This is a genomic window from Saccharopolyspora dendranthemae (assembly GCF_007829955.1).
In the GTDB taxonomy this organism is placed as follows: domain Bacteria; phylum Actinomycetota; class Actinomycetes; order Mycobacteriales; family Pseudonocardiaceae; genus Saccharopolyspora; species Saccharopolyspora dendranthemae.
The window spans coordinates 1-25,003 of the sequence record NZ_VIWX01000008.1 but is presented as its reverse complement, the minus strand read 5'-3'; the positions used below and the strand labels follow the sequence as shown (position 1 = coordinate 25,003).

The 25,003-nt window shown below is 71.3% G+C and carries 22 protein-coding genes and 1 pseudogene; 13 read left to right on the top strand and 10 right to left on the bottom strand.

Going from position 1 to position 25,003, the window contains the following annotated elements:
- The first annotated feature begins 30 nt into the window (after window positions 1-30).
- The 10 genes from FHU35_RS28670 to FHU35_RS28625 all read left to right on the top strand — a co-directional run bounded on the left by FHU35_RS28670 (window position 31) and on the right by FHU35_RS28625 (window position 14,332).
- On the top strand, window positions 31-1,728 hold the full coding sequence (locus FHU35_RS28670) for a nitrite/sulfite reductase (RefSeq protein ID WP_145745485.1): 1,698 nt from the start codon (window positions 31-33) through the stop codon (window positions 1,726-1,728).
- Window positions 1,725-1,880 carry an Insertion element protein gene (locus FHU35_RS28665; protein ID WP_145745482.1) on the top strand — a complete coding sequence of 52 codons (156 nt, stop codon included), beginning with the start codon at window positions 1,725-1,727 and terminating at the stop codon, window positions 1,878-1,880. Before FHU35_RS28670 ends, FHU35_RS28665 begins: the two co-directional genes overlap by 4 nt.
- Window positions 1,880-2,608 (top strand): phosphoadenylyl-sulfate reductase, encoded by a 729-nt coding sequence (locus FHU35_RS28660; RefSeq protein WP_145745480.1) that lies wholly within the window; start codon window positions 1,880-1,882, stop codon window positions 2,606-2,608. The genes FHU35_RS28665 and FHU35_RS28660 overlap by 1 nt, the downstream gene beginning before the upstream one ends.
- 65 nt (window positions 2,609-2,673) lie before the next feature.
- Window positions 2,674-3,600 (top strand): sulfate adenylyltransferase subunit CysD, encoded by a 927-nt coding sequence (cysD, locus tag FHU35_RS28655; protein WP_145745478.1) that lies wholly within the window; start codon window positions 2,674-2,676, stop codon window positions 3,598-3,600.
- 56 nt (window positions 3,601-3,656) lie between these two features.
- Complete coding sequence (locus FHU35_RS28650; protein WP_145745475.1) at window positions 3,657-5,000, top strand: sulfate adenylyltransferase subunit 1; 1,344 nt, start codon at window positions 3,657-3,659, stop codon at window positions 4,998-5,000.
- Entirely contained in the window at window positions 4,997-5,752 is a 756-nt protein-coding gene (locus FHU35_RS28645) for a sirohydrochlorin chelatase (RefSeq protein WP_145745473.1), read from the top strand. The genes FHU35_RS28650 and FHU35_RS28645 overlap by 4 nt, the downstream gene beginning before the upstream one ends.
- A 182-nt stretch (window positions 5,753-5,934) precedes the next feature.
- A complete protein-coding gene (locus FHU35_RS28640; RefSeq protein WP_145745470.1) occupies window positions 5,935-6,159 on the top strand; it encodes a hypothetical protein in 225 nt (74 codons plus the stop codon).
- A 264-nt stretch (window positions 6,160-6,423) separates the two neighbouring features.
- Window positions 6,424-11,091 carry a type VII secretion system-associated protein gene (locus tag FHU35_RS28635; protein ID WP_145745467.1) on the top strand — a complete coding sequence of 1,556 codons (4,668 nt, stop codon included), beginning with the start codon at window positions 6,424-6,426 and terminating at the stop codon, window positions 11,089-11,091.
- Window positions 11,092-11,097: 6 nt separating this feature from the next.
- Entirely contained in the window at window positions 11,098-13,434 is a 2,337-nt protein-coding gene (locus FHU35_RS28630; protein ID WP_145745464.1) for an ADP-ribosylglycohydrolase family protein, read from the top strand.
- A 121-nt stretch (window positions 13,435-13,555) separates the two neighbouring features.
- A complete protein-coding gene (locus FHU35_RS28625) occupies window positions 13,556-14,332 on the top strand; it encodes an enoyl-CoA hydratase-related protein (protein ID WP_145745462.1) in 777 nt (258 codons plus the stop codon).
- 62 nt (window positions 14,333-14,394) lie between these two features.
- Here the strand turns inward: FHU35_RS28625 and FHU35_RS28620 are convergent, their stop codons facing one another.
- The 3 genes from FHU35_RS28620 to FHU35_RS28610 are packed head-to-tail and all read right to left on the bottom strand — an operon-like array spanning window position 14,395 to window position 15,454.
- Window positions 14,395-14,757, bottom strand: a complete 363-nt coding sequence (locus tag FHU35_RS28620) for a barstar family protein (RefSeq protein ID WP_425474196.1) — start codon at window positions 14,755-14,757, stop codon at window positions 14,395-14,397.
- Window positions 14,758-14,807: 50 nt separating this feature from the next.
- Window positions 14,808-15,221, bottom strand: coding sequence for a guanyl-specific ribonuclease (locus FHU35_RS28615; protein WP_145745458.1), 414 nt, complete (start codon window positions 15,219-15,221; stop codon window positions 14,808-14,810).
- Complete coding sequence (locus tag FHU35_RS28610; protein WP_145745455.1) at window positions 15,218-15,454, bottom strand: hypothetical protein; 237 nt, start codon at window positions 15,452-15,454, stop codon at window positions 15,218-15,220. The genes FHU35_RS28615 and FHU35_RS28610 overlap by 4 nt, the downstream gene beginning before the upstream one ends.
- Window positions 15,455-15,570: 116 nt before the next feature.
- On the opposite strand from FHU35_RS28610, the gene FHU35_RS28605 reads away from it, so the two are divergent.
- The 3 genes from FHU35_RS28605 (at window position 15,571) to FHU35_RS28595 (ending at window position 18,174) form a co-directional block, all read left to right on the top strand.
- A complete protein-coding gene (locus tag FHU35_RS28605; RefSeq protein ID WP_145743740.1) occupies window positions 15,571-16,068 on the top strand; it encodes a toxin-antitoxin system HicB family antitoxin in 498 nt (165 codons plus the stop codon).
- 76 nt (window positions 16,069-16,144) lie between these two features.
- Window positions 16,145-16,996 (top strand): DUF4097 family beta strand repeat-containing protein, encoded by an 852-nt coding sequence (locus FHU35_RS28600; protein WP_145745452.1) that lies wholly within the window; start codon window positions 16,145-16,147, stop codon window positions 16,994-16,996.
- On the top strand, window positions 16,993-18,174 hold the full coding sequence (locus FHU35_RS28595) for a cytochrome P450 (RefSeq protein ID WP_145743736.1): 1,182 nt from the start codon (window positions 16,993-16,995) through the stop codon (window positions 18,172-18,174). The genes FHU35_RS28600 and FHU35_RS28595 overlap by 4 nt, the downstream gene beginning before the upstream one ends.
- Window positions 18,175-18,184: 10 nt before the next feature.
- On the opposite strand, the gene mmsB is transcribed toward FHU35_RS28595, so the two are convergent.
- The 7 genes and pseudogenes from mmsB to FHU35_RS28560 all read right to left on the bottom strand — a co-directional run.
- A complete protein-coding gene (gene mmsB, locus FHU35_RS28590; RefSeq protein WP_145743734.1) occupies window positions 18,185-19,072 on the bottom strand; it encodes a 3-hydroxyisobutyrate dehydrogenase in 888 nt (295 codons plus the stop codon).
- Between the two features lie 49 nt (window positions 19,073-19,121).
- On the bottom strand, window positions 19,122-20,156 hold the full coding sequence (locus FHU35_RS28585; protein WP_145743732.1) for an enoyl-CoA hydratase/isomerase family protein: 1,035 nt from the start codon (window positions 20,154-20,156) through the stop codon (window positions 19,122-19,124).
- Between the two features lie 46 nt (window positions 20,157-20,202).
- Window positions 20,203-21,366: an acyl-CoA dehydrogenase family protein gene (locus FHU35_RS28580; RefSeq protein ID WP_145743730.1), complete on the bottom strand. Its 1,164-nt coding sequence runs from the start codon at window positions 21,364-21,366 to the stop codon at window positions 20,203-20,205.
- Window positions 21,367-21,425: 59 nt separating this feature from the next.
- Window positions 21,426-22,924: pseudogene (locus tag FHU35_RS28575) on the bottom strand (CoA-acylating methylmalonate-semialdehyde dehydrogenase).
- Window positions 22,925-23,163: 239 nt separating this feature from the next.
- Window positions 23,164-23,475: an EF-hand domain-containing protein gene (locus FHU35_RS30340; protein WP_342788589.1), complete on the bottom strand. Its 312-nt coding sequence runs from the start codon at window positions 23,473-23,475 to the stop codon at window positions 23,164-23,166.
- Window positions 23,476-23,763: 288 nt separating this feature from the next.
- A complete protein-coding gene (locus tag FHU35_RS30095; protein ID WP_246110633.1) occupies window positions 23,764-23,946 on the bottom strand; it encodes a hypothetical protein in 183 nt (60 codons plus the stop codon).
- A gap of 565 nt (window positions 23,947-24,511) precedes the next feature.
- Window positions 24,512-25,003 (bottom strand): NAD(P)H-dependent flavin oxidoreductase (locus FHU35_RS28560; protein ID WP_186459669.1); only part of this gene is annotated, 492 nt, incomplete at its 5' end.

The window sequence follows — 25,003 nt, the reverse complement described above, 5'->3', positions numbered from 1 at the left end:
TCGCGCCTGAAAGTCCCGGAGGTCGCGGACATGGTTCCCCCGACGGAATCGCCTGCTCGTCCCGCCCGCAAGCGCAAGGGTCGCGGCGAAGGCCAGTGGGCGCTCGGTTACCGCGAACCGCTCAACGCCAACGAGCGCTCCAAGAAGGACGACAACCCGCTCAACGTGCGTGCGCGGATCGAGAACATCTACGCCCACGGGGGTTTCGACTCGATCGACCCCGGCGACCTGCGCGGCCGCTTCCGCTGGTGGGGTCTGTACACGCAGCGCGCGCCGGGCATCCCGGGTGCGCGCACCGGCACGATCGAGCCGGAAGAGCTCGACGACAGCTACTTCATGATGCGGGTGCGCATCGATGGCGGTGCGCTGACCACCGAGCAGCTGCGCGTCATCGGCGAGGTGTCGCAGACCTACGCCCGCGACACCGCTGACATCACCGACCGGCAGAACGTCCAGCTGCACTGGATCCGGGTCGAGGACGTCCCGACGATCTGGGAGAAGCTGGAGAGCGTCGGGCTGTCGACGACCGAGGCCTGCGGCGACTGCCCGCGCGTGGTGCTCGGTTCCCCGGTGGCGGGCATCGCCGCCGACGAGATCATCGACGCCACCCCGGCCATCGCCGAGATCACCGAGCGCTACATCGGTGACCGGTCGCTGTCGAACCTCCCGCGCAAGTTCAAGACCGCCATCTCCGGTTCCCCGCGCTGGGACACCGTCCCGGAGATCAACGACATCTCGCTGGTCGGCGTGGTCCACCCGGAGCACGGCCCGGGCTACGACCTGTGGGTCGGCGGTGGCCTGTCGACCAACCCGAAGCTGGCCGTGCGGCTGGGCGCCTGGGTTCCGCAGGAGGAGGCCGCCGAGGTCTGGCACGGGGTCGTGCAGATCTTCCGCGACTACGGCTACCGCCGGCTGCGCAACCGGGCCCGCCTCAAGTACCTGGTCACCGACTGGGGCGCGGAGAAGTTCCGCCAGGTGCTGGAGGACGAGTACCTGGGCCGCAAGCTGCTCGACGGCCCCGCTCCGGAAACCCCCTCGGGCCACCGCGACCACCTCGGCGTGCACCAGCAGGTCGACGGCAACCGCTACGTGGGCGTCAAGAGCGCAGCGGGCCGGGTCAGCGGCTCGACGCTGATGGAGGTCGCGAAGGCCGCCGAGCGCGTCGGTTCGCAGCGGGTGCGCACCACCGTGGAGCAGAACCTGCTGGTGCTCGACGTGGCCGAGTCCGATGTGGATGGTCTGACCGCGGATCTCGCCGAGCTGGGCCTGCACGCCGACCCGTCGCCGTGGCGGCGGGGCGTGATGGCCTGCACCGGCATCGAGTTCTGCAAGCTCGCCATCGTCGAGACCAAGCAGCGGGCCATCGACCTGGTCACCGAGTTGGAGAAGCGGCTCGCCGACGTCCAGGCGGGCGTGAGCGACCCGGTGACGATCAACCTCAACGGCTGCCCGAACGCCTGCGCCCGCACCCAGGTCGCCGACATCGGCCTGAAGGGCCAGATGGTCCCGGACGGCAACGGCAACCAGGTCGAGGGCTTCCAGGTGCACCTGGGCGGTGGCCTGGCCATCGACACCGGGTTCGGCCGGAAGATCCGCGGCCACAAGGTCATCTCCACCGAGGTCGGCCCCTACGTGGAGCGGCTCGTGCGCAACTACCTCGACCAGCGCGAGACCGGCGAGCGGTTCGCGCAGTGGGTCGCCCGCGCCGAAGAGGACGACCTCAAGTGAGCGAGCGGGTGGTGCCGCAGTGCTGCCCGTACTGCGGTGACGAGGAGCTCACCCCGGAGGAAGAACCCTCCGGGGCCTGGAAGTGCCACGCCTGCCTGCGGGTCTTCACCGTGCGGCTGGTCGGACTGGCTCTGGGAGGGGATGAGGACTGATGACCGCCGAAACCACCACGCAGATCGGAACGCGGCGCAGCGACGCCGAGCTCAAGGCCCTGGTCGAGAAGGCCGCACCGGAGCTGGCCGAGGCGACCGCCGAGGAGGCGCTGCGCTGGGCCGCCGAGAACTTCGGCGACGGCAAGCTCATCGTGGCCTCCAACATGCAGGACGCCGTGCTGGTCGACCTCGCCGCCAAGGCGATGCCGGGCGTGGAGATCCTGTTCCTGGAGACCGGCTACCACTTCGCCGAGACCATCGGCACGCGCGACGCGGTCGAGCAGGTCTACGACGTGAACATCGTCAACGCGCTCCCCGAGCAGACCGTGGCCGAGCAGGACGCCGCCGAAGGTCCGCAGCTCCACGATCGCGACCCTCAGCGCTGCTGCTTCCTGCGCAAGGTCGTCCCGCTGCGCAACACCCTGGCCCGCTACGAGGGCTGGGTGACCGGCGTGCGCCGGGTGGAGGCGCCGACTCGCGCCAACACCCCGGTCCTGACCTGGGACGACCGCAACGGGCTGGTGAAGATCAACCCGCTCGCGGCGTGGTCCGACGAGCAGATGCAGCGCTACATCGACGACAACGGAGTGCTGGTCAACCCGCTGGTCCCAGCGGGCTATCCGTCCATCGGATGCCAGCCCTGCACGGCCAAACCGCTGCCGGGCGAGGACCCGCGCAGCGGCCGCTGGGCGGGCAGCTCCAAGACCGAATGCGGTCTGCACGGCTGAGTTCCTGCAGCCGCACGAGCACGACTTGACCCGGGTGCGGGTGTCCGGGAGACGACGGAGGGGTAATGACCACAGCAGACACCGAGGTGTCGGCGCCGCCGCAGGTGGACAACCTGGCCGCGCTGGAGTCCGAGGCGATCCACATCTTCCGCGAGGTGGCCGGCGAGTTCGACCGCCCGGTGATCCTCTTCTCCGGCGGCAAGGACTCCACGGTGCTGGTGCACCTGGCGATCAAGGCGTTCTGGCCGGCCCCGGTGCCGTTCCCGCTGCTGCACGTCGACACCGGGCACAACTTCCCCGAGGTGCTGGACTTCCGCGACGACATCGTCGACAAGCACCAGATGCGCCTGGTCGTGGCGCAGGTGCAGGACTACCTCGACGACGGCCGGCTGCAGGAGCGCCCCGACGGCGTCCGCAACCCGCTGCAGACCCAGCCGCTGCTCGACGCCATCGGTGACAACAAGTTCGACGCGGTCTTCGGCGGCGGCCGCCGCGACGAGGAGCGGGCCCGCGCCAAGGAGCGCATCTTCAGCCTGCGCAACGCCTTCGGCCAGTGGGACCCGCGCCGGCAGCGCCCGGAGCTGTGGAACCTCTACAACGGCAAGCACCGGCCGGGCGAGCACGTGCGCGTGTTCCCGCTGTCGAACTGGACCGAGCTCGACATCTGGCGCTACATCCAGCGGGAGAAGATCGAGCTCCCGGAGATCTACTACGCCCACCGCCGCGAGGTCTACCAGCGCGACGGCATGTGGCTGACCTCCGGCCCGTGGGGCGGTGCGCGCGAAGGCGAGACCCCGGAGTCCAAGACGGTGCGCTACCGCACGGTCGGCGACGGTTCCTGCACCGGCGCGGTCGAGTCCGAGGCCTACACCGTGGACGACGTGATCGCCGAGGTCGCGGCCAGCCGCCTCACCGAGCGCGGCGCCACCCGAGCGGACGACCGGATCAGCGAAGCCGCGATGGAGGACCGGAAGCGCGAAGGCTACTTCTGATCCGTCCCGCCCCGACCTCTTCTTCGCCACTGCCACCAGGAATGGGTTTGCAGACAATGACCGAGACCACGACTCGCACCGCACCGGACAGCGGCACCGAGGTGACCCTGCCGGTGAACACCGACCTGCTGCGACTGGCCACCGCCGGCTCCGTCGACGACGGCAAGTCCACCCTGGTGGGGCGGCTGCTGCACGACACCAAGTCCGTGCTGGCCGACCAGCTCGACGCGGTGCACCGGGCGAGCGCGGACCGCGGGCTGGCCACGCCCGACCTGTCGCTGCTGGTCGACGGCCTGCGCGCGGAGCGCGAGCAGGGCATCACCATCGACGTGGCCTACCGCTACTTCGCCACGCCGAAGCGGACCTTCGTGCTCGCCGACACCCCGGGTCACGTGCAGTACACCCGCAACACCGTGACCGGTGCGTCGACCGCGCAGCTGGCGGTACTGCTGGTCGACGCGCGCAACGGCGTGGTCGAGCAGACCCGGCGGCACGCGGCCGTGCTCGCGCTGCTGGGCGTGCCGCAGCTGGTGCTCGCGGTGAACAAGATCGACATGGTGGACTTCGACGAGGCGACCTTCACCCGCATCGCCGAGGAGTTCGCCACCCACGCCGAGGCGCTCGGCTACGCCGACGACGCCGTGGTGACCATCCCGGTGTCGGCCCTGCTGGGCGACAACGTGGTGGAGCGCTCGCAGAACACGCCGTGGTACTCCGGCCCGTCGCTGCTGGAGCACCTGGAGAACGTGCCGGTCGCGCCGGACCCGCACGACGTGCCGTTCCGGATGCCGGTGCAGTACGTGATCCGCCCGCGCACCGCGGAGCACCCGGACTACCGCGGTTACGCGGGCCAGGTCGGCGCCGGTGTGGTGCGTGCCGGGGACGACGTCGTGGTGCTGCCCGCCGGGGTGCGCACCAAGGTGTCCAAGGTGGACACCGCCGACGGTGAGCGGGCCGAGGCCGCCGCGGGCCACTCGGTGACGCTGCTGCTGGAGGACGACGTCGACATCTCGCGCGGCGACCTGATCGCCGCGGCCGACACCGCTCCCCGCCTGACCGACGAGCTCGACGCCACGGTCTGCTGGCTGGCGGAGAAGGCGCTGAACCCGGGCGCGAAGGTGCTCGTCAAGCACGGCGCCCGCACCGTGCAGGCGATGGTCACCGAGCTGTCCGCCCGGTTCGACGAGCAGCAGCTGACCAGCGTGGCCGCTCCGGACTCGTTGCAGCTCAACGAGATCGGCCGGGTGCAGCTGCGCACCTCCGAGCCGCTGCCGGTCGACGACTACTCGGACAGCCGGCGCAACGGATCGTTCCTGGTGATCGACCCGTCCGACGGCACCACGCTGGCCGCCGGTCTGATCGGTGTCCCGCTGACCCCGTTCGGCGAAGCAGCGCGATGACCACCGCGCCCCTGGTCGCCGTCGCGCACGGCAGCCGGGATCCGCGCTCGGCCGCGACGATCCACCGGCTGCTCGGCGCGGTGCGCGCGCTGCGGCCGGAACTCGACGTGCGCGTGGCGTTCCTGGACCTGTCCCAGCCGCTGCTGGGCGACGTCCTGGACGCCGTGCGCGCGGACGGGCATCGGGAGGCCGTGGTCGTGCCGCTGCTGCTCGGCCACGCCTTCCACGCCCGCGTCGACGTCCCGTCCGCCGTCGCCGAAGCGCACCAGCGGCACCCGGACCTGCGCGTGCACGTCGGCGACGTGCTCGGACCCGACCCGCGCCTGGACGCCGCCGCGTGGCGCCGCCTGCTGGCCGCGGGCGTCGACCCGGATGATCCGGAGCTCGGCGTTCTGCTCGCGGGGGCGGGATCGTCGCACTCCCCCGCCAACCGGCTGGTCGCCGATGTCGCCGCTCGCTGGCAGGCCCGCACGTCCTGGGCCGGCACGGTCGCCACCTTCGCCGCCGCGGCGGCTCCGGACGTCCCGGCCGCGGTGGAACTGCTGCGGGCGCGCGGCGCGCGACGGTTCGCGGTCGGCTCCTGGTTCCTGGCCCCCGGTCTGCTGCCGGACCGGATCACCGAGCAGGCCGAGGCGTGCTCGACCGCCCCGCTGATCGCGGGCCCGATGGCCGACGACCCGGCCGTGGCCGACCTAGTGCTGCACCGCTACGACCTGGCCACCGTCGAAGCACCGATTCCCGCGTTTGCCTGAGGGTCGTTCCAGGTCGCGGTGGCACCGCAGCGCGGAGCGAACCCAGTACCACTCCGCGAACTCGTCTCGCGCGCAACCGGTTGGCGAGAATTCGCCAACCGGGTTCACCCCGGCGGCGGCGTCGTCATGATGTGATCTGTGCCGTTGTTGTCAGGGTTGCGCGCGCAGGGGGTCACCACCCGATGAGCACGATCCCGCACCTGATCGCGCGGGTGCGCCCTGAGTTCGCGCGCAGCGAGCAGGACAAGTCCTGCCACTTCTTCCCGGTTCCCAGCGCTGACCCGCTGCCTGAAACCCTGCGCGCCTACTGCGGTTTCAGCATCGCCCCGGGCGAGGCCGAAGCCCTGGACGGACCTGCGGGGATGCCGTGCCTGGGCTGCCTGATGGCCGCCGCGCTGTCCGACTGAGCTCCCGGCCCGCTCGACTGAACCGACGTCCGCACGGCCAACGTGTGATCCACCGGACCCGCACAGCTCACTTCACGCAGAGTTGTTCACTCAAAGACTACGATTCACCCCATGAGGTCATGAGAGAGTGCATGGCGGCGTCTGGACGGGGAACCGGCAGCTCACCGTACATCGTTCACCCGTTGGGCCCATGCGTTCGAGTGACCGTCGCTGTGGGGGCGATCAATGCAAGGCTGGACAGGGAGTCAGGGACAACAGGGCGAGATGAACACGCAGCAGCCGAGTCGACCGGTCATCACACCGGCTATGCGGGACCAGGCCAAGAAGCAGCCCAACACCTGGCTGTACGTGGTCGACCCGATCTTCACCGATCCCAGCGCCGAGGTGCCGCCGTGGGGCTTCATCGGTGGCTACCGCGTCGACGAACAGGGCGAGATCACCGACGACTTCTCCCCCAACCCCAACTACCGGCCGTCCCCGGTGGCACTGCGGTTGCCCGCGCCGACCAACGACGTCGAGCGCGCGCTGCAGCTGACCACCACCGGTTACGCGCAGGGCCAGGCATTGCTGGCATCGATGCTCGACTCCGAGCTGATCCTGTTCGCGCAGCCGCAGGGAACCGGCCTGTTCACGATGGAGCACGAGTCGGGACGCCGTCAGCTCCAGGTGTTCACCTCCGAGGGCTTCCTGCCGCCGAACTGGACGACCTGGCAGCGCATGACCGGTCGGCAGCTGGCGACCAACCAGCTCAGCGGCATCGACCTGCAGATCAACCCCACGAGCCCGGTCAAGGCGCGGATGCCCGGCGAAGACCTCGCCAAGGTCGCCGCCACGGTCCCGCCGAAGGCCGTGGGCGTTCCGATGTCCCCGCCCGCAGGCGTGGCGATGCCGCCGATGCCCGCAGGCGTCCCGGTGTCGCCGGCGACGGGAACGCCCGTCTCGGCACCCGCAGGGGCTCCGATGTCGCCGCCCGCGGGCAACGCCGTGCCGTCCGCGACGCCGGCGGCCGCCGCGCCGCCCGTCCCGGTGGGCCCCGCGACTCCGGCCGTCCCGCCGGCACCGGCACCGGCACCGACGGCGTCGGCCGAGCCGGAGCAGCCCGATCCCGCCGAGACCGAGTTCGGTCGCAGGTTCCTCGGTTCGATGCTGGCCGGGGCGATCGGTGACGCGCTGGGCGCACCCGTGGAGTTCTACCCGATCGACCAGATCCGCAGCCGTTTCGGCGAGGACGGCGTCACCGAGTACGACCGCAACAGCGAGCACCCGGGCGAGTTCACCGACGACACCCAGCTCACGCTGTTCACGCTGGAAGGCCTGATCCGCGCGCACCGCCTGGTCCGCAGCGGGGATTCCGGCGGCCCGCTGCCCGCTCTCCAGCTCGCCTACCAGCGCTGGCTGCACACCCAGGGCTACGCGTGGATGCGCTCGGCCGGACCTTTCGCCGCCAAGCACCCCAAGGCCAACGGCTGGCTGGTCGAGCAGTCCGAGCTGTTCGCGGTGCGCTCGCCCAACAGCGGCTCCATCGGCGCGCTCCGCGAGTTCGCCTCGGTGGGCGCTCCCGGCACGTTCGAGCGGCCGATCAACGACTCCGACGACTGCGGTGGTGTCGTCCGCGCCGCCCCCGTCGCGCTGTGGTCGGACGACCCGCGCTCGGTCTTCGAGCTCGCGGCCGCCACCGCCGCGCTGACCCACTCCCAGCCCAACGCCCACCTGCCCGCGGGCGTGCTGGCGGTGCTCGTCCACCGGCTGCTGCGCGAGGAGTCGCTCCCCTCGGCGCTGGCGCAGGCGCGCGAGCTGCTGTCGTCCTACCAGGGGCACGAGGACACCGACCGCGCCCTGCAGGCCGCCGAAGAGCTCGCGGAGAAGGGCAAGGCCACTCCCGAGCAGCTCAAGGACGCTCTCGGCGGCGGCTGGGCCGGGCACGAGGCGCTGGCCATCGCGGTGTGCGCGGCGCTGAGCACCGACTCCATCGCCGACGCGCTGATGATCGCGGTCAACCACTCCGGCGACAGCGACTCGACCGCAGCGATCTGCGGCAACCTGGTCGGTGCCCGGGACGGCGCCGCGGCGCTGCCCGGCGTGTGGCTGCGCGACCTGCGGCAGCGCGAGATCGTCGAATCGCTGGCCAAGGACGGTCTGGTGGAGTTCGGCGGAACCCCACCGGCCGGTGACGCGTGGGCGAAGCGCTACCCGGCGTCCGGCGACGTCTCCGACCTGGACTTCGGTTCGTCGTTGCCGCGCGCGGAGACCGAGGAGCCGAAGCCGGCCGACGAAGCCGAGGAGGCACCGGAACCGGAGGAGGTCGCCGAACCCGAGGTGGCGGCCCCGCAGGTCGAGTCGGTGGTCTCCCCGCCCGAGTCGACCGCGCCGCCCCCGCCGGCGTCGCCGGAGGACCGGCGCACCCAGCGGATCCTCGGAATGCTGCTGGGCGCCGCCGCAGGCGACGCGCTCGGATTCCCGATCGAAGCCGACTCGCTGGCCGAGATCCGGGCGAAGTACGGCGATTCCGGGCTCATCGACTACGTCGACGGGCACCGCCCGGCCGGGTCGATCAGCGACGAGACCCAGCTGACCGCGTTCACCACCGAAGGACTCATCCGCGCCTCCACCGCGCGCCGCGCGTCCGGTTCCGCCGACCCGGGGATCCACGTGCAGCAGGCCTACCAGCGCTGGTTGCACACCCAGGGCGTCGAGTGGTCCGAGACCGGTGGCAGCCCGGACGAGCCGGACGGCTGGCTGATCGACCAGCGCGAGCTGTTCGACCGCCGGGTCCGGGGCATGACGACCATGCAGGCGCTGCGCGCCTACGCGGGCGGCCACGAGCGGGGTTCCCTGGAGAAGCCACCGAACGACGCGGCCGACTGGGGCGCGGTGATGCGCGCGGCACCGACCGCGCTGTGGACGGACGACCCGGCCGAGACGTTCCGCACCGGGACGCGCACCGCGCTGCTCACCCACGGCCACGCCAGCGCCTACCTGCCGGCCGGCGCGCTGGCGCTGCTGGTGCACCAGCTGCTCGCCGACCGCTCGCTGCCGCAGGCGGTGGACCGCACGCTCCTCGAACTGTCCGAATGGGACGGTCACGAGGAGACGATCACCGCGCTGCGCAAGGCGGTCGAGCTCGCGGCGACCGGCACGCCGACGCCGGAGCAGATCGAGGAGGCTTTCGGCACCGCGCACTCCGGCGCCCAGGTGCTGGCGATCGCGGTGTGCGCGGCGCTGACCCACCCCGAGTCGTTCCCGGAGGCGTTGGTGCTGGCCGCCAACCACTCCGGCGCCAGCGACTCCACCGCGTCGATCTGCGGCGGCATCATGGGAGCAGCGCACACCGCCTCCGCCATCCCGCAGCACTGGCAGGACAAGCTGGAGCTGCACGAGACGCTGGAGTTCCTGGCCGCGGACGCGGACCTGGAGTTCGGCCCCAACCCGCCGTCGGGGCAGCTGTGGGCCGCGCGCTACCCGGTCGCCCAGGAGCAGCCCGCCGAGGAGGAGCGCGACGACGTCGCGGCGGCCGAGGAGGAGCCGGAACCGGTCGAGCCCGAACCGGTCGAGTCCGAACCGGAGGAGACCGCGATCGCCGAGGCGGTCGTCGTCGAGGAGACCGCCGAGACTCCCGCCGAGCCTGAGGAGACCGAGTCGGCGGCAGCCGAAGGAGCTGCGGGCAAGGACGTCTCCGACGACGACGGGTTGTCCGACGAAGAGCTGCGGCTGCTGCTGGCGTGGCGGAAGTTCCGCGACAACGACGACGCCAACAACAACGCCGATCTCACCCAGGGGCTGCACAAGCTCCTGGTGGAGGCGTTCGGCGAAGAGCGCGCCGCCCAGCTCGTCGGCGAGGCCGGCGCGGAGGACGCCGAGATCGAGGACGAGGTCGACGCCGAGGGCGTCGACGAGGAAGAGGAAGAGCAGGTCCGGCCCAGCCGCCGCGACCGGCTCGCCGGTTGCGTCCTCGGCACCGCCGCGGGTGACGCGCTGGGTGCCCCCTGGATGTTCAGCGATCTGCTCACCACGCTGCGCGAGAACCCCGACGGGGTGCGCGAGCACGCGGAGCTGTTCGGCCGCTTCGGTGCCGCCACCGCCTACACGCAGCAGGCCGCGTTCGTGCTGGCCGGGCTGAACGGGGAGAACCCGGACCGGCCATCGCTGGTGCGCGCTTCGCTGCGGGACTGGGTCCGCACCCAGGGCGGCAGGCCCACCCCGGATGGCGGCGGCAAGCTCACCGACGTGGAAGCGCTGCGCGCGCAGCGGTTCCCGGACGAGGCGACGCTGACCGCGGTGGCCCGCTGGGGCGACCGCGGCGAGAACCCGACGCCCGGGAACCCGCCGAACGACGCGCGCAACGCCGCCGCGACCGCCCGAGGTGCGGTGGTCGGTTTCGAGTCCACCGATCCGGCCGAGGCGATCGCGCTGGGAATCGGCATCGGCGTGCTCACCCACGGACACCCGGACGGCTACCTGCCCGCGGCCGCGCTGGCGGGCCTGGTCTCCGGCCTCGACGCGGGTCGGACGCTGATCGACGCCGTGCAGGCGGTGCTGGTCGAGCTCGACCGGATGGAAGGCGCCGAGAGCACGGCGAGCGGGTTGCGGGCGGCGGTGGAGATCGCCACCAGCGGCCCGGTGTCGCCGACGGTCCTGGAATCGCTCGGCCTCGGCTGGCAGGGTCCGGAGGCGCTGGCGATCGCGGTGGCGGCCGCGCTGTCGCACCCCGGTTCGGTGTCCGACGCGGTGTCGCTCGCTGCCACGCACGCGGGCAACAGCGCCGCGACCGCGGCGATCTGCGGTGCGCTGATGGGCACCGCGCGCGGCGTCGAGGAGTTGCCCGAGGAGTGGGTGGATCAGCTGGAGCTGCGGGAAGTCCTGGAGCGCCTGCTGTCCGAAGTGGACATCTCCGAGGTCGAGTCCCCCGAACCCGTCGCGAACAGCGCCGGATAGCCCGCAGTGGACAGGCGCGGGCTGGACGAGGACGAACGCGCACTGCTGGCCGCCTGCCGGCGCGACCCGGTGGAGCGGCGGCTGCTGGCGGTCTGGCGCCGCTGGGAGAGCCACCCCGCGACCCGCCCGCTGTGGGCCGCGGAACTGCAACGACGACTCGCGGTGGACGCGGGGGCACCGGACACCGGCCTCGCCGACCGCGACGGCGGACTGCCGGGAGCCTCCGCCCGCGTGCTGGGGATGCTGCTCGGCGGCGCGGTCGGCGAGTTCACCGCGCTCGGCCGCGTCGGTCAGCGCACCGGCGCTCTGCTCTTCGTGCTGGAAGGCCTGATCCGCGCGCACACCCAGCTGCGCTCGACCGGCTCCGGCGAGCCGACCTCCGCCGCGCAGGCGGCACTGCGGCGCTGGCTGCACACGCGGGGCGTGCCGTGGCGCGACTGCGGCAGCGACTCACCCCGGCCGAGCGGTTTCCTCGTCGCGGAGCCGGGGCTGCACGACACCTCCAGCGACGAGCCGACGCTGCTCACCGCGGTCGCGACGTTCGTCTCCGGGCACCACCAGGGCACCCGGCAGCATCCGATCAACTCCGCGGACACGGCCACCGCCGTCCCGCTCGGCGCGCTGGCCGCGCTGTGGTCGGGCGACCCCGGAACGGTGTTCGCGCTCGGCGGCGACCTCGCCGCGCTCACCCACGGACATCCCCTGGGTCACAGCCCGGCCAGCGTGCTGGGCACCACCACGCTGTGGCTGCTGCGCGGCAACGACCTGGAGAACTCGCTGCGACAAGGGCTCTCAGGGTGGCAATCGGGTCGCACGGCGCTCGGCGACGCGCTGAAGCTGGGCCTGCTCAGCCCGGCGGGCTTCCGGCCGGGCCCCGCGCACCTGGGCACGAGCCGCAGCGGGCTGGGCGCGCTCGCGGTCGCCGCACGCGTGTCGCTGGCCTGCGAGGACGACTTCCGCGCGGCGATCACGTCCGCGTCCGAGCACGACGGGGACGCCGCCAGCGCCGCCGTGCTGTGCGGGCAGCTGCTCGGCGCGCTGCACGGCCCCACCGCGATCCCCGCGGACATGCTGGAACGACTCCCCGTTCTCGACGTGATCGAGCGCCTGGGACGGGACGCCGCGACCGAGTTCGGCCCCGAGCCCGACGAGTCCGCAGGGTGGGAAACCCGCTACCCGCCGGATGATTCGGCCATCACCGCGCAGGAACCGTCCACAACGGACTACCGCACCGGCCTGACCGGGGTGCCGCGCCTGGCCGCGTCGCGGGACAGGTTCCTCGGCGCGGTGCTGGGCTGCGCGGTCGGCGAAGCGCTGGGGATGCCCGTCGCCTCCGACAACTGGGACGAGATCCGCGCACGTCACGGTGCCGACGGCATCACCGACTACGTGCCTGCCGGGCACCCGTCGGGCAGGCTCGGCAGCGACACCCAACTGCTGCTGTTCTCGGTGGAGGGCGTGCTGCGGGCCAACATCGCTCGCCGCGCGGGCGACACCGACGACCCGATCCGGCACCTGCAGCACGCCTACCAGCGATGGCTGCACACCCAGCACCTCAGCTGGCCGCGCGCGGCCGGTGTCTTCCTCCGCGAGGCCCCGGAACCGGACGGCTGGCTGGTGCGGCAACGCGCGCTGTTCCAGACCCGGAACCCGGGCCGGACCATGATGCGCACGCTGATCGCCTTCGCCAAGGGCCAGCAGCCGATCGGCAGCCCGGACCACCCGGTCAGCGACTCCGCGGGAAGCAGCGCGATCATGCGCGCGGTCCCGGCCGCGCTGTGGTCGGACGACCCGTCGGAGGTGTTCGCGCTGGGGATGCGCAGCGCCGCCCTCACCCACGGCCATACCACCGCGCTGCTCAGCGCCGGAGCGCTCGGCTTCCTGACGTCGAGGTTGCTCGTCGGCGAACCGCTGGCCGACGCGGTGACCGGCGCGCTGGCGCAACTCGCCCCGCACCAGGGCCACGAGGAGGTCACCCGGCGCCTCACCGCCGCCGCGAACCTGGCCGGTGGCGCCCCACTCGCCCCGGAAGAGCTCGAACGCGAGCTGGGCACGGCGGGATCGGCGGCCGAAGCTCTCGCCATCGGCACCTACGCGGCCCTGGCCGCCGACGGCGATGTCGACGCCGCGCTGCGGATCGCGGCCAACCACTCCGGCAACAGCGCGACCACGGCCGCGGTCGCCGGCGCTCTCACCGCGGCAGGCACCGGCGCCGCCAAGATCCCGCAGCGCTGGACCGCCGAACTCGAACTCCACGACGTCATCGCCCAGCTCACCCACGACGCCACCCAGGAGTTCGGCCCCCGCCCACCCGCCTGGGACACCCGCTACCCACCGACCTGACTCCAGGGCAGTTCCGTTCCGGCACCTGAAGCAACTCGCCACCACCTCCCCGATTTCCGCCGGAGTTCGGGTGCGGGTGGAGTGCTGGCGTCGGGGTGGCGGGCTGGTTAACGTCTCGGGCATGGATGAGCTCGTGCACTTCGACGTGGCCGACGGGGTCGGGACGATCACCCTGGACTCGCCGCACAACCGCAACGCCCTGTCCGCCCAGCTCCGCCGGGAGCTCAAGGAGCACCTGGACGCGGCGACGAACGACGACGCCGTGCGCGTGATCGTCCTCGCCCACACCGGCAAGGTCTTCTGCGCGGGAATGGATCTCAAGGAGTCGCGCTCGGCGGACTCCGATCAGCAGGGCGTCAACGAGTTCCCCGCCCTGCTGGAGCAGATCTGGACCAGCCCGAAGCCGGTCGTGGCCAAGGTCGCCGGACCCGCCCGAGCGGGCGGCGTGGGGCTCGTCGCGGCCTGCGACATCGCGGTCGCCGCCGAGACCGCGACCTTCGCCTTCACCGAGGTCCGCATCGGCGTGGTGCCCGCGGTGATCTCGGTGACCGTGCTCCCCCGGCTCGACGCCCGGCAGGCGCACGAGCTGTTCCTCACCGGCGAGACCTTCGACGGTCGCCGCGCCGCCGAGATCGGCCTGCTCAACTCCGCCGTGCCCGCCGAGGGTCTCGACGCGGAGATCAAGCGCTACACCGACATGCTGGCGCTCGGCGGCCCGCACGCCCTGGCCGCCACCAAGGCCATGCTCACCAGCCGGCGTCCGGACTCGATGAGTGAGGACTTCGCCGAGATGCTGCAGCTGTCGGCGAAGCACTTCGCGGGCGCGGAAGGCCAGGAGGGCATCGCGTCGTTCGCCGAGAAGCGCAAGCCCGGCTGGGTCCCGGACGCGCTCAGGTGAGGACCGCTCGGTCGCCGTCGATCCGACGGCGACCGGGAGCACCCGGTATTAACAGCGACTGATCAGGACCTGGTCAGCACTGCCGTGAAGCGGCGGCCGCACATGGGCCGTTCCGCCGCGTCCCGGAGGACCGAGTTGATGCCGTTGAACGCCTTGGGATCGTGGTCGGCGAGGTCCTGAAAGCCGGTCCAGATCAGGACGTGCTCTCCTTCGGACAGCCAGGAGAGGTCCGTCAGGCAGTCGAAGAGGGAATCCAGGTTCCGGCCCGCCCACTCGGGGAAGTCCAGGACCGCGGCGATGCCGTCGAGCGTCAAGCGCTTGCTGGTCAGGTCGACCCCGTCGAGGACGTGGGCCGTCGCCCCTCGTTCCTCGGCGGTCTCGACCGCTTCGCGCGTCGTGAGCTCCGCGTTCGGCTGATCACTCACCGGCTGCTCCTTCCGCAACCTGCTTGCCAGTTTCGCTCCGAACATGGCACTCAACCCGCCGTATCCACAACCACGAACGACTCATAGTGATCACCGGTGTAGTACACCTCTTTTTGGTTCCCGGTGACCAGTCGTCGCGCCCCGCGGTCCTTCGAACCGGGCGTGGGCACGGTGTACTCGTGGTAGTAACCGGACTTCTGCTTGGGAAGCTCGCCTTCGCGGTTGCCGAACACCGAGCCGTCCTTGCCCGAGTACGGGAACGGCCCGCCCTTGACGATGAGCTTGTAGGTCTTGTCCGCCTCCGGCGGCAGCTTCGACAGCTGCTGGACCTGCAGTCCGGACTGATCGGCACCGGGAACCTCGGTGCTCGGCGAGTCGGCGACGACGTCCTTGCCGAACCACCCGAGCACGACCAGGGCGACCAGCCCGACCAACGCCGACGAAATGCGCTTGCGCGAGCTCACGCCGTCCTTCTCCTCCGCCCGGTTTCACCGTCGTCGTGACCGACGGGAGTTCCGGTGCCGCGCACGCGGGTGAACCTGGCTTCGACGCCGTCCACCGCGCGGTCGACGACCCGCGCCACTCCCCAGCACAACGGCACCAGCACTGCAAGGACCAGGGCTACCTGCAGGGGGTAGACGAGCTGCACCAACCACAGCTCGACGCCGTCGTACCACTCGACCAGCAACTCCAACACAACGCGCAGCGTACGCGCGGCACCACGGCGCTGCGCGCACCCCCGACCCCCGGGCACGGCACCTCCGAGCGGAAATTCGGTTGCGCGGTGTGCCACCGTGGTGCCATTCTGGCATCATGGATCTCACGACGTACGTCGACAGCCTTCGCCGAGATCTGGCGGCGGCCGCCGAAACCGGTGGCGACGAGGCCCGGGAACTCGCCGAACGCCTCACCGCACCGATGGAATCGGCGATCCGCCTGATGCTGCTCAACGCCCTGTCGGCGGCCGCCGACGAGATCACCAGCGATCTCGCCCCCGGCTCCGTCGAGGTGCGGTTGCGCGGAGGCGAGCCCGGCTTCGTCGTGACACCGGCCGCCCCCACCGACGACGACACCATCGGGACCGGCACCACCGCGCCACCGGTGCCGGAGGCCGACGAGGGCGCGATGTCGCGGATCAACCTGCGGCTGCCCGAGAACCTCAAGAACCGGGTCGAGGAAGCCGCGGGCGCGCAGCACCTGTCGGTCAACGCCTGGCTGGTGCGCGCCGCCGCGGCAGCGCTCGACGGCGACCGCCCGCGCGCCAGGTCGCACGGCAAGGTCGGCCAGCGCTTCACCGGCTGGGTGCGCTGAGGCGCTCCCGACACCGCGTCACCACACGTCTCCGACCAGCGGAGACGCTCTCACACCACCTTCGGAGGGCACCGCCATGCCTGAATTCGACACACCCGAGCCGATTGCGGCGACCATCGAGTTCGCCTGGGGCGCAGCGCGCATCGTCGCCACCGACCGCGCTCGCGCGGACGTCGACGTGCGACCCACCGACGCATCCGCCAAGGCCGACGCGACAGCCGCGGAGCAGGTGGACGTGTCGCTGGCCGGCGGGACGCTCCAGATCAGAGGACCGAAATCGCGCGGCCTGTTCAGCAAGCCCGGGTCCGTCGAGATCACCGTCGAACTGCCCGCGGGCTCCAGCCTGACCGGGGACGCGGGGGCCGGATCCTTCGAGACCGAGGGGCGACTCGGAGACACCCGGCTCAAGACGGCGATGGGCAGCATCGACGTCGACGAGACCGGTGCGCTGCGCGCGGCCACCTCAGGCGGACGCGTCACCGCCCGGCACATCGCCGGCAACGCCGACGTGCGCACCGGCACCGGCCAGGTCGAGCTGCACCGGATCGACGGCACCGCCGTGGTGAAGAACTCCAACGGCGCCACCCGCATCGGCGAGGTCCGCGGCGACCTGAAGCTCAAGGCCGCCAACGGGGACATCATCGTCCAGCGATCGTCGGCCGACGTCGAGGCGCGCACCGCCAACGGCAGCATCCAGATCGACGAGATCGTGCGCGGCTCGGTGCAGCTGGCGACCTCGCTCGGCGAACTGCGCATCGGCATCCGGCCGGGCACCACGGCGTGGCTCGACCTCGACGCCAAGTACGGCCGGGTGCACAACGACATGGACCACGCCGAGTCCCCCGAACCCGGCGCCGAGACCGCAGAGGTGCACGCCCGCACCGGGTTCGGCGACGTCACCGTCCGACGAACGGAGACAGTGCGATGACCTGCCCAGCAGACCAGTGGGGCGTCGACCCCGGCAAGTTCTGGATGCGCGGCACCCCGCCGCAGTCCCCGGTGCTCCTCGACGAGAGCACCGGCGTGCTCAACGTCTACGGGCACGCCGAGGCGACCCAGGTGCTGAGCGACCCGGGCACGTACTCCTCCAACATCACCCGCGCGCTCGGGTTCGAGGGCGAGAACCCGATGCAGGAGGGCAATCTCCTGCAGATGGACCCGCCCCGGCACCGCAAGCTGCGCACGCTCGTCAGCAAGGCCTTCACCCCGAAGGTCGTGGCCGACCTCGAACCTCGCATCGCGGAGGTGACGGGAGAACTGCTCGCACCGCTGGAAGGCGAGTTCGACCTGGTCGCCGAGCTGGCGCACCCGCTGCCGGTGATTGTCATCGCCGAGCTGCTCGGGGTCCCGGCCGACGACCGCGCGCAGTTCCGCGAGTGGGCCGACGGGCTGCTCACCACCGACGCCGAGTTCAACGCGCGGGAGATCGACGTCGACAGCGACGAGGCGAACCGGCAGATGCGGATGGTCGCGGAGATGGGCGAGTACCTGCTCGGCCACGCCGCCGAGCGCCGCCGCAGCCCCCGCCGGGACCTGCTGACCGACCTGCTCCAGGCCGAGGTCGACGGTGAGCGGCTCAAGGACGACGAGATCGTCAACTTCGCCACCGTGCTGCTGCTGGCGGGCCACATCACCACGACGCTGCTGGTCGGCAACACCGTGCTGTGCCTGGACGCCCATCCCGACCAGCAGGCCGCGGTGCGGGCCGACCGCGCGCTGCTGCCGAGCGCGATCGAGGAGTCGCTGCGCTACCTGAGCCCGTTCGCGGTGGTCTACCGGGCGAGCACGGAGGCCACCGAGCTCGGCGGGCAGCAGGTTCCGGCCGACCAGATCACCGCAGTGCGGCTCGGCGCGGCCAACTGGGACGCGCGGCGCTTCGCCGACCCGATGGCCTTCGACGTCAGGCGGGACCCCAACCCGCACTTGGGTTTCGGCCGTGGAGTCCACTTCTGCCTCGGCGCACCGCTGGCCAGGATGGAGGGCAGGATCGCCCTGGACCGCCTGCTCGACCGGTTCCCGAACCTGAGCGCGGACCCGGAGAACCCGCCGAGGTTCCTGCGCTCGTTCGACATCAGCGGTGTCGACGAACTCCGGGTCCGCACCTGAGAGGTCCCCGTCAGGAGCCGGAGTGCTCCCGGATCGACTTGATGATGGCGCCGAAGTCCTGGCCTCCGCCGCCCTCCTCGTTGAAGCGGCGGTAGAGGTCCGTGGCGAGGCGCCCGATGGACGCGTCGGTGCCGGACTGCTCCGCCGCGGAGAGGGCCAGGTTGAGGTCCTTGAGCATCAGGGCCGCCGCGAACCCCGGCTCGTAGTCGCGGTTCGCGCGGCTGGTCTCCACCAGGTCGGGCACCGGGCAGTTGGTGGTCAGCGCCCAGCACTGACCGGTGGAGATCGATGCGACGTCGTAGAGCGCCTCGTGGGACAGGCCGAGGCGCTCGCCGAGCACGAACGCCTCGCTGACCGCGATCATCGACGCCCCGAGGATCAGGTTGTTGCACATCTTGGTGACCTGGCCGTTGCCGGGGCCGCCGCAGTGGATCACCTTGCGCGCCATGGGTTCCAGGACGTCCTCGGCGCGGTGGAAGTCGGTCTCGGAGCCGCCGACCATGAACGTCAGCGTGCCCGCCTCGGCTCCGGCCGTGCCACCGGAGACGGGCGCGTCGATGCTGCCGAACCCGCTTTCCCGGGCCCGTTCGTGGGCCGCCCTGGCGTCGGCCACGTCCACGGTGGAGGAGTCGATCAGCAGAGCGCCCTCAGCCGCGTGGGGCAACACCTCGTCGTAGGCGTCCAGCAGGTGCTTGCCGCTGGGCAGCATGGTGATCACCGCGTCGGCTCCGCTGACCGCTTCCACGATCGAGCCCACGGTGGCCACGCCGCTGTCCGCCGCGGCCGACAGCGCGGCGGGGACGAGGTCGTAGCCCTGCACGGTGTGCCCGGCCTTGACGAGGTTCGCCGACATCGGACCGCCCATGTGACCGAGCCCGATGAAACCGATGACAGCCATTGTCACAACCTTTCTGCTCGAACTTCCGCCAAGACCCGGCGATCCGCGCTCAGCCGAACAGCTTCGGCTCGTCGGACACCGGCTCGAAGAACTTCTGCACCCTGGAGTCGTCCACTTCGGACAACGTGGTGGGCGACCACTGCGGGTTGCGGTCCTTGTCGACGAGCGTGGCGCGCACGCCCTCGACGAAGTCGCCGATCCGCACGCACGCCATGGCCAGCCGGTACTCCTGCGTCAGCGCCTGCTCCAGCGATCCGTACCCGCTGCGCAGCGCGCGCAGCGTGACCTTGAGCGCGGTCGGCGACTTGGACTCGATGGCGCTCGCCGCCTCCTTCGCGGCCTGCTCGGGGCGTTCCCGAAGCCGGACGAGGATCGCCTCGGCGTCGGAGCCCTGGTACGCGGCGTCGATCCACTCGCGATGCTCGGCCAGCGACGGCTCGGGCACCGGCGCCGCGAAGCGGGCCAGCACCTCGTCCACGTCCCCGCCGGCCAGGTCTTCGACGATCTCCGGCAGCCGGACGCTGTCGACGTAGTGGTCGGCGAGGCCGCAGTAGAGGGCGTCCGCACCGCCGACCGCACCGCCGGTCAGCGCGAGGTGCGTGCCGAGCTCACCGGGTGCGCGCGACATGAGGTAGGTGCCGCCGACGTCGGGGATGAACCCGATGCCGGTCTCGGGCATCCCGACCTTGGAGCGCTCGGTGACCACCCGGTGCGAGCCGTGCGCGGAGATGCCGACGCCGCCGCCCATGCAGATGCCGTCCATGATCCCCACGACCGGCTTCGGGTAGTTGGCCAGCGCCGAGTTGAGGCGGTACTCCTCGGACCAGAACGCCGCGGGCAGCGACTCGTCGCCCGCCTTGGCCGCGTCGTGCAGCGCGCGCACGTCGCCACCGGCGCACAGCCCGCGCTCGCCCGCCCCGTCGATCATGATCGCGCGGATGTGCTCGGCGTGCCGCCACCGCTCGATCGCCTCGGTCATCTCCCGGACCATGCCGAGGGTCAGCGAGTTGAGCGCCTTCGGGCGGTTGAGCGTGATCCGCCCGAGCGCGCCGTGCTCGCTGACCAGGATCTCGGACTCAGTCATGGTGCGAACTCCATCGTTGTGCAGGGTGCTGCCCCCGCGGCGGCGGTCAGGCCGCCAGCAGACCGCGGGAGATGATCAGCCGCATGATTTCGTTGGTGCCTTCCAGGATCTGATGCACCCGCAGGTCGCGGACGATCTTCTCCAGGCCGTATTCCGCAAGGTATCCGTATCCACCGTGGATCTGAAGTGCCTCGTTGGCGACCGTGAACCCCACGTCCGTGGCCAGTCGTTTGGCCATCGCGCACGACCGGGTCGCCGTCGGGTCCCCGGTGTCGAGCGCCCAGGCCGCCCGCCACAGCAGCAGGCGCGCGGCCTCCAGTTCCGTTGCCATGTCGGCGAGCTTGAACTGCAGGGCCTCGAACTCGCTGAGCTTGGACCCGAACGCGCTGCGCTCCCGCACGTACTCCAGCGACTTGTCCAGCGCGGCCTGCGCACCGCCGAGCGAGCACGCGCCGACGCTGAGCCTGCCGCCGTCGAGCCCCGCCATCGCGATGCGGAACCCGATGCCCTCGTCGCCGAGGCGCTGGTCGGCGGAGACGCGGACGCCGTCGAAGATGACCTGGCGGGTGGGCTGGGCGTTCCAGCCCATCTTCTTCTCGTTGGCACCGAAGGACATGCCCTCGGTTCCGGCCTCCACCACGAAGGTCGAGATCCCCTTGTGGCCCGGCTCGCCGGTCCGCGCCATCACGACGTAGACGTCGGAGCTGCCACCGCCGGAGATGAACTGCTTGACCCCGGTGATCACGTAGTCCTCGCCGTCGCGGACCGCTCGGGTCTGCAGGGCGGCGGCGTCCGAGCCGGCTCCGGGTTCGGTCAGGCAGTAGCTGGCCAGGCGTTCCATCGTGCACAGCTGCGGCAACCAGCGCTCCCGCTGGGCGTCGGTGCCGAAGCGGTCGATCATGCCCGCGCACATGTTGTGGATGGAGATGTAGGCGGCGATCGAGGGATCACCGGTGGCCAGCGCCTCGAAGATGAGCACCGAGTCGAACCGGCTCAGCCCGCTGCCACCGTGGGCCTCGTCGATGTAGACGCCCCCGATGCCCAGCTGACCGGCGGCGCGCAGCGCCTCGATCGGGAAGTGCTTCTCCTGGTCCCATTCCACGGCGTGCGGGGCGAGCTGCTCCTGGGCGAATTCCAGCGCGGTGTCCCGGATCGCGCGCTGGTCATCGGTGAGCTCGAACGGCGAACTCGCCACTGCTGCGACGGACACGTCGCCTCCTCCTCGCGCAGTCGGGCGGGACCCGGGATCGCCGGGTCCCGCCCGCACGATCAGTGCATCGTCGGGATGGTGAAGCTGGCGCCTTCCTTGAGTCCGGAGGGCCAGCGGGACGTGACCGTCTTGGTCTTGGTGTAGAAGCGGATCGAGTCCGGGCCGTGCTGGTTGAGGTCGCCGAATCCGGACCGCTTCCAGCCGCCGAAGGTGTGGTAGGCGATCGGCACCGGGATCGGCACGTTCACGCCGACCATGCCGGTGTTGACGCGGTTGACGAACTCGCGCGCGGCGTCGCCGTCGCGGGTGAAGATCGCCACCCCGTTGCCGTACTCGTGCTCGCTGGGCAGCCGCACCGCTTCCTCGTAGTCGGCGGCGCGCACGATCGACAGCACCGGGCCGAAGATCTCCTCCTGGTAGATCCGCATCTCCGGCGTGACGTGGTCGAACAGCGAGGCGCCCGTGAAGAAGCCGTCCTCGTGCCCCGGCTTGGAATAGCCCCGCCCGTCGACCACCAGCTCCGCGCCCTCGCCGACACCGGCACCGACGAGGTCCTGCACCCGCTGCCACGCCTGCTTGGTCACCAGCGGACCGAAGTCGGCGTCGGCGTCGAAGCTGGTGCCGATCTTGAGATCCTGGATCTTCTCGACGAGCTTGTCCCGCAACGCGTTCGCGGTGGCCTCGCCGACGGGCACGGCGACCGAGATCGCCATGCAGCGCTCCCCCGCCGAGCCGTAACCGGCACCGATGAGCGCGTCGCAGACCTGGTCGAGGTCGGCGTCGGGCATGACGATCAGGTGGTTCTTGGCGCCGCCGAAGCACTGCGCCCGCTTGCCGTGATCAGCGGCCGTGGAGTAGATGTACTGCGCGATGTCGGAGGATCCGACGAAGCCGACCGCCTCGATGCGCGGTTCGGTCAGCAGCGCGTCGACGGCCGTCTTGTCGCCGTTGACCACGTTGAAGATCCCCGGCGGGCCGCCGGCTTCGATGAACAGCTCGGCCAGCCGCAGCGGGACCGAGGGGTCGCGCTCGGACGGCTTGAGCACGAAGGCGTTGCCGCAGGCGATCGCCGGAGCCGCCTTCCACAGCGGGATCATCGCCGGGAAGTTGAACGGCGTGATACCGGCGACGACGCCGAGCGGCTGGCGCAGCGAGTAGACGTCGATGCCGGTGCCGACGCTGTCGCTGTACTCGCCCTTGAGCAGGTGCGGGATGCCGATCGCGAACTCGACGACCTCCAGACCGCGCTGGATGTCGCCCTTCGCGTCGGGCACGGTCTTGCCGTGCTCGGAGGCCAGCAGCCGCGCCAGGTCCTCCATCTCGTCGTTGACCAGCTGCACGAACCGCATGAGCACCCGCGCCCGCTTCTGCGGGTTCGTCGCCGCCCAGGCCGGCTGCGCCGTGGCCGCGTTGTCGACGACCGAGGTGACCTCGTCGGCCGAGGCCAGCGGGACCCTGGCTTGCACCTGGCCCGTGTTGGGATCGAACACGTCACCGAAGGAGCCGGAGGTCCCGGGACCCGCTTGCCTCCGATGAAGTGCTCCAGCTCGCGTGTCATCTCGCACCGCACCTCCGCCGAACCGGCCATCGAAATACTAGGAAGCCAAACTGTTTGTAGACCGAATTTTGCCCACAGGGAACGCGCACGCAACAGGGTGTGACGCGTCACAGTATCGATTCTGCGCACTTCACGCCGGTTTATCCACCTGCGGAGGTGAGGAGGGCGGGTGCGGGATGCGCGGCCCTGGATGTCCTCAGGGCGGTCAGGCCTCTCCGAAGAGATGGGTCCCCGGTTCCTCACCGTCGTCCCCGACCCAGAACTCCACCCAGTGGGGTCACGAACTCCGACCTCCGGAGTTCCCCGTCTCCGTTCAGGTCGAGCCGGGCGAACGCGAGGTCGGTCGGCGCTTCCCGTCCCGTCCACGCCTGGATCATGCGGGCGTACTCGGCTGCGGTCACCCGGCCGTCGCCGTCCTCGTCCACCGCCTCGAACATCGACTCGGCGGTCGCCGTCACCAGGTCGAGCATCGCGCCCAGGTTCTCGACCGCGGCCAGCATCTCCTCCTGCGTGATCCGCTGATCGCTGTTCTCGTCGGCGGTCGCGCTCAACGCGTCCCCACCAGCGCATCATGATCTCGCGCAACCGAGTCGACCCGTCCTCACCGCGGATGCGCGCCCACCGTTCGGTCAGCGCCTCGAAATCAGCGCGCTCCAAGAACCCGTCGCCGTTGACGTCCATCGCGGTGAACACGACGGAGGCCTTCTTCCGCTGCAAGTCGCTCGCCATCGAACCAACCTGGCAGGGGCGTCGCGATGGCGGCAACAGCCCGGTCGGGCGTTCCGCCGGGCGTGCGAGTGATCGTCCTCGGCGCTGGTGACGCACCGTGTCTGCCCGGGTCAGGCCCGCGCGGCCGAGCGGAAGGTGTCGATCTTGTCCGCGACGTACTCGCGCCACGGCCCGGGCAGGTCCGGCAGGCAGCCCGCGACGTGCTCGGCCAGTTCGGCCCGGTCCTCGCGGTTGTGCATGAGCAGCGCGAACAGCTCGTCGACCCGCACGCCGTGCTCGGGCCGGGACAGCACGCGCAGCTGCTCGCCCGCGCTGATCTCGCCCGGTCGCTCGACCGCGAGGTAGGCACCGGTGCGCCCGTGCGCGGTGAACTTCCTTGACCAGGCCCGGGACGTCCCAGAAGCCGGCGAAGACCCGGCACGGCTGGCGCGAGCCGGTCACCCGGAACACGGCACACCGATCTCCCAGCGCTCGCCGATCAGCGCCGCGGAACTGTCCACACCGGACAGCGTCAAGGTTCTCGCCCAGCGTTGCCGGGCACCAGGTCCTTGCCGGCAGCTCGGCCGAACCAGAAGGGCCAGTTCCTCCTGTCGAAGGCGTAGGTGCAGACTGGCACCATGCGCCGTGGTGGTCCGTGTCTGCCACACCGAATCGCCGTCCGACCCCGGCCTCGGTGAACCGGTACCGTGCCCGTCGACGCGACCGCTTGTCGATCTCCGGGTCCTTGCCGACACGCCCCGTCGCACTTCCCCGGTCCGCAGGAAGGACCACGTTCACCGACGACACCACGCTTCATGAGCGCCCGAAACTACGGGGAGGAACGGCAACCGACCACAGCGGAATTTCCGGCAGCGAGCGTCACAGTCGCCCGGAGACCGACCGCAGCGCGTCGCGCGCCTCCTCGCGCAGCAGCCCGACCAGGTCGGCAGCGGGCATCGGGCGGGCTTGGGCGTAGGTCTGACCTGCCCACATCGAGATCGCCTCGGCGTCACCGGCCTTGCCCGCGGCTCCGCGCATCGGCTTGGTGAGGTTGTTCACCTGCGGGTACGCGGCCGGGGCGTCCTGGTTGTCGAGCATGAAGCGGTTCACCAGGCCGCGCGCGGGACGACCGCTGAACGCGCGGGTGACCTCGGTCCACCGCTGGCCGTCGGCCATCTGGTCCCGCTGCACCGCGGCGGTTCCCGCCTCGTCGCAGACCAGGAACGCGGTGCCCAGCTGCGCGGCGACCGCACCGGCGGTCAGCACGGCCGCGACGTCGGCGCCGTGCACCAGACCACCTGCGGCGATGATCGGCAGGTTCACCGCCGCGCGCACCGAGCGGATCGCGGCCAGCAGCCGAGCATCGGGCCG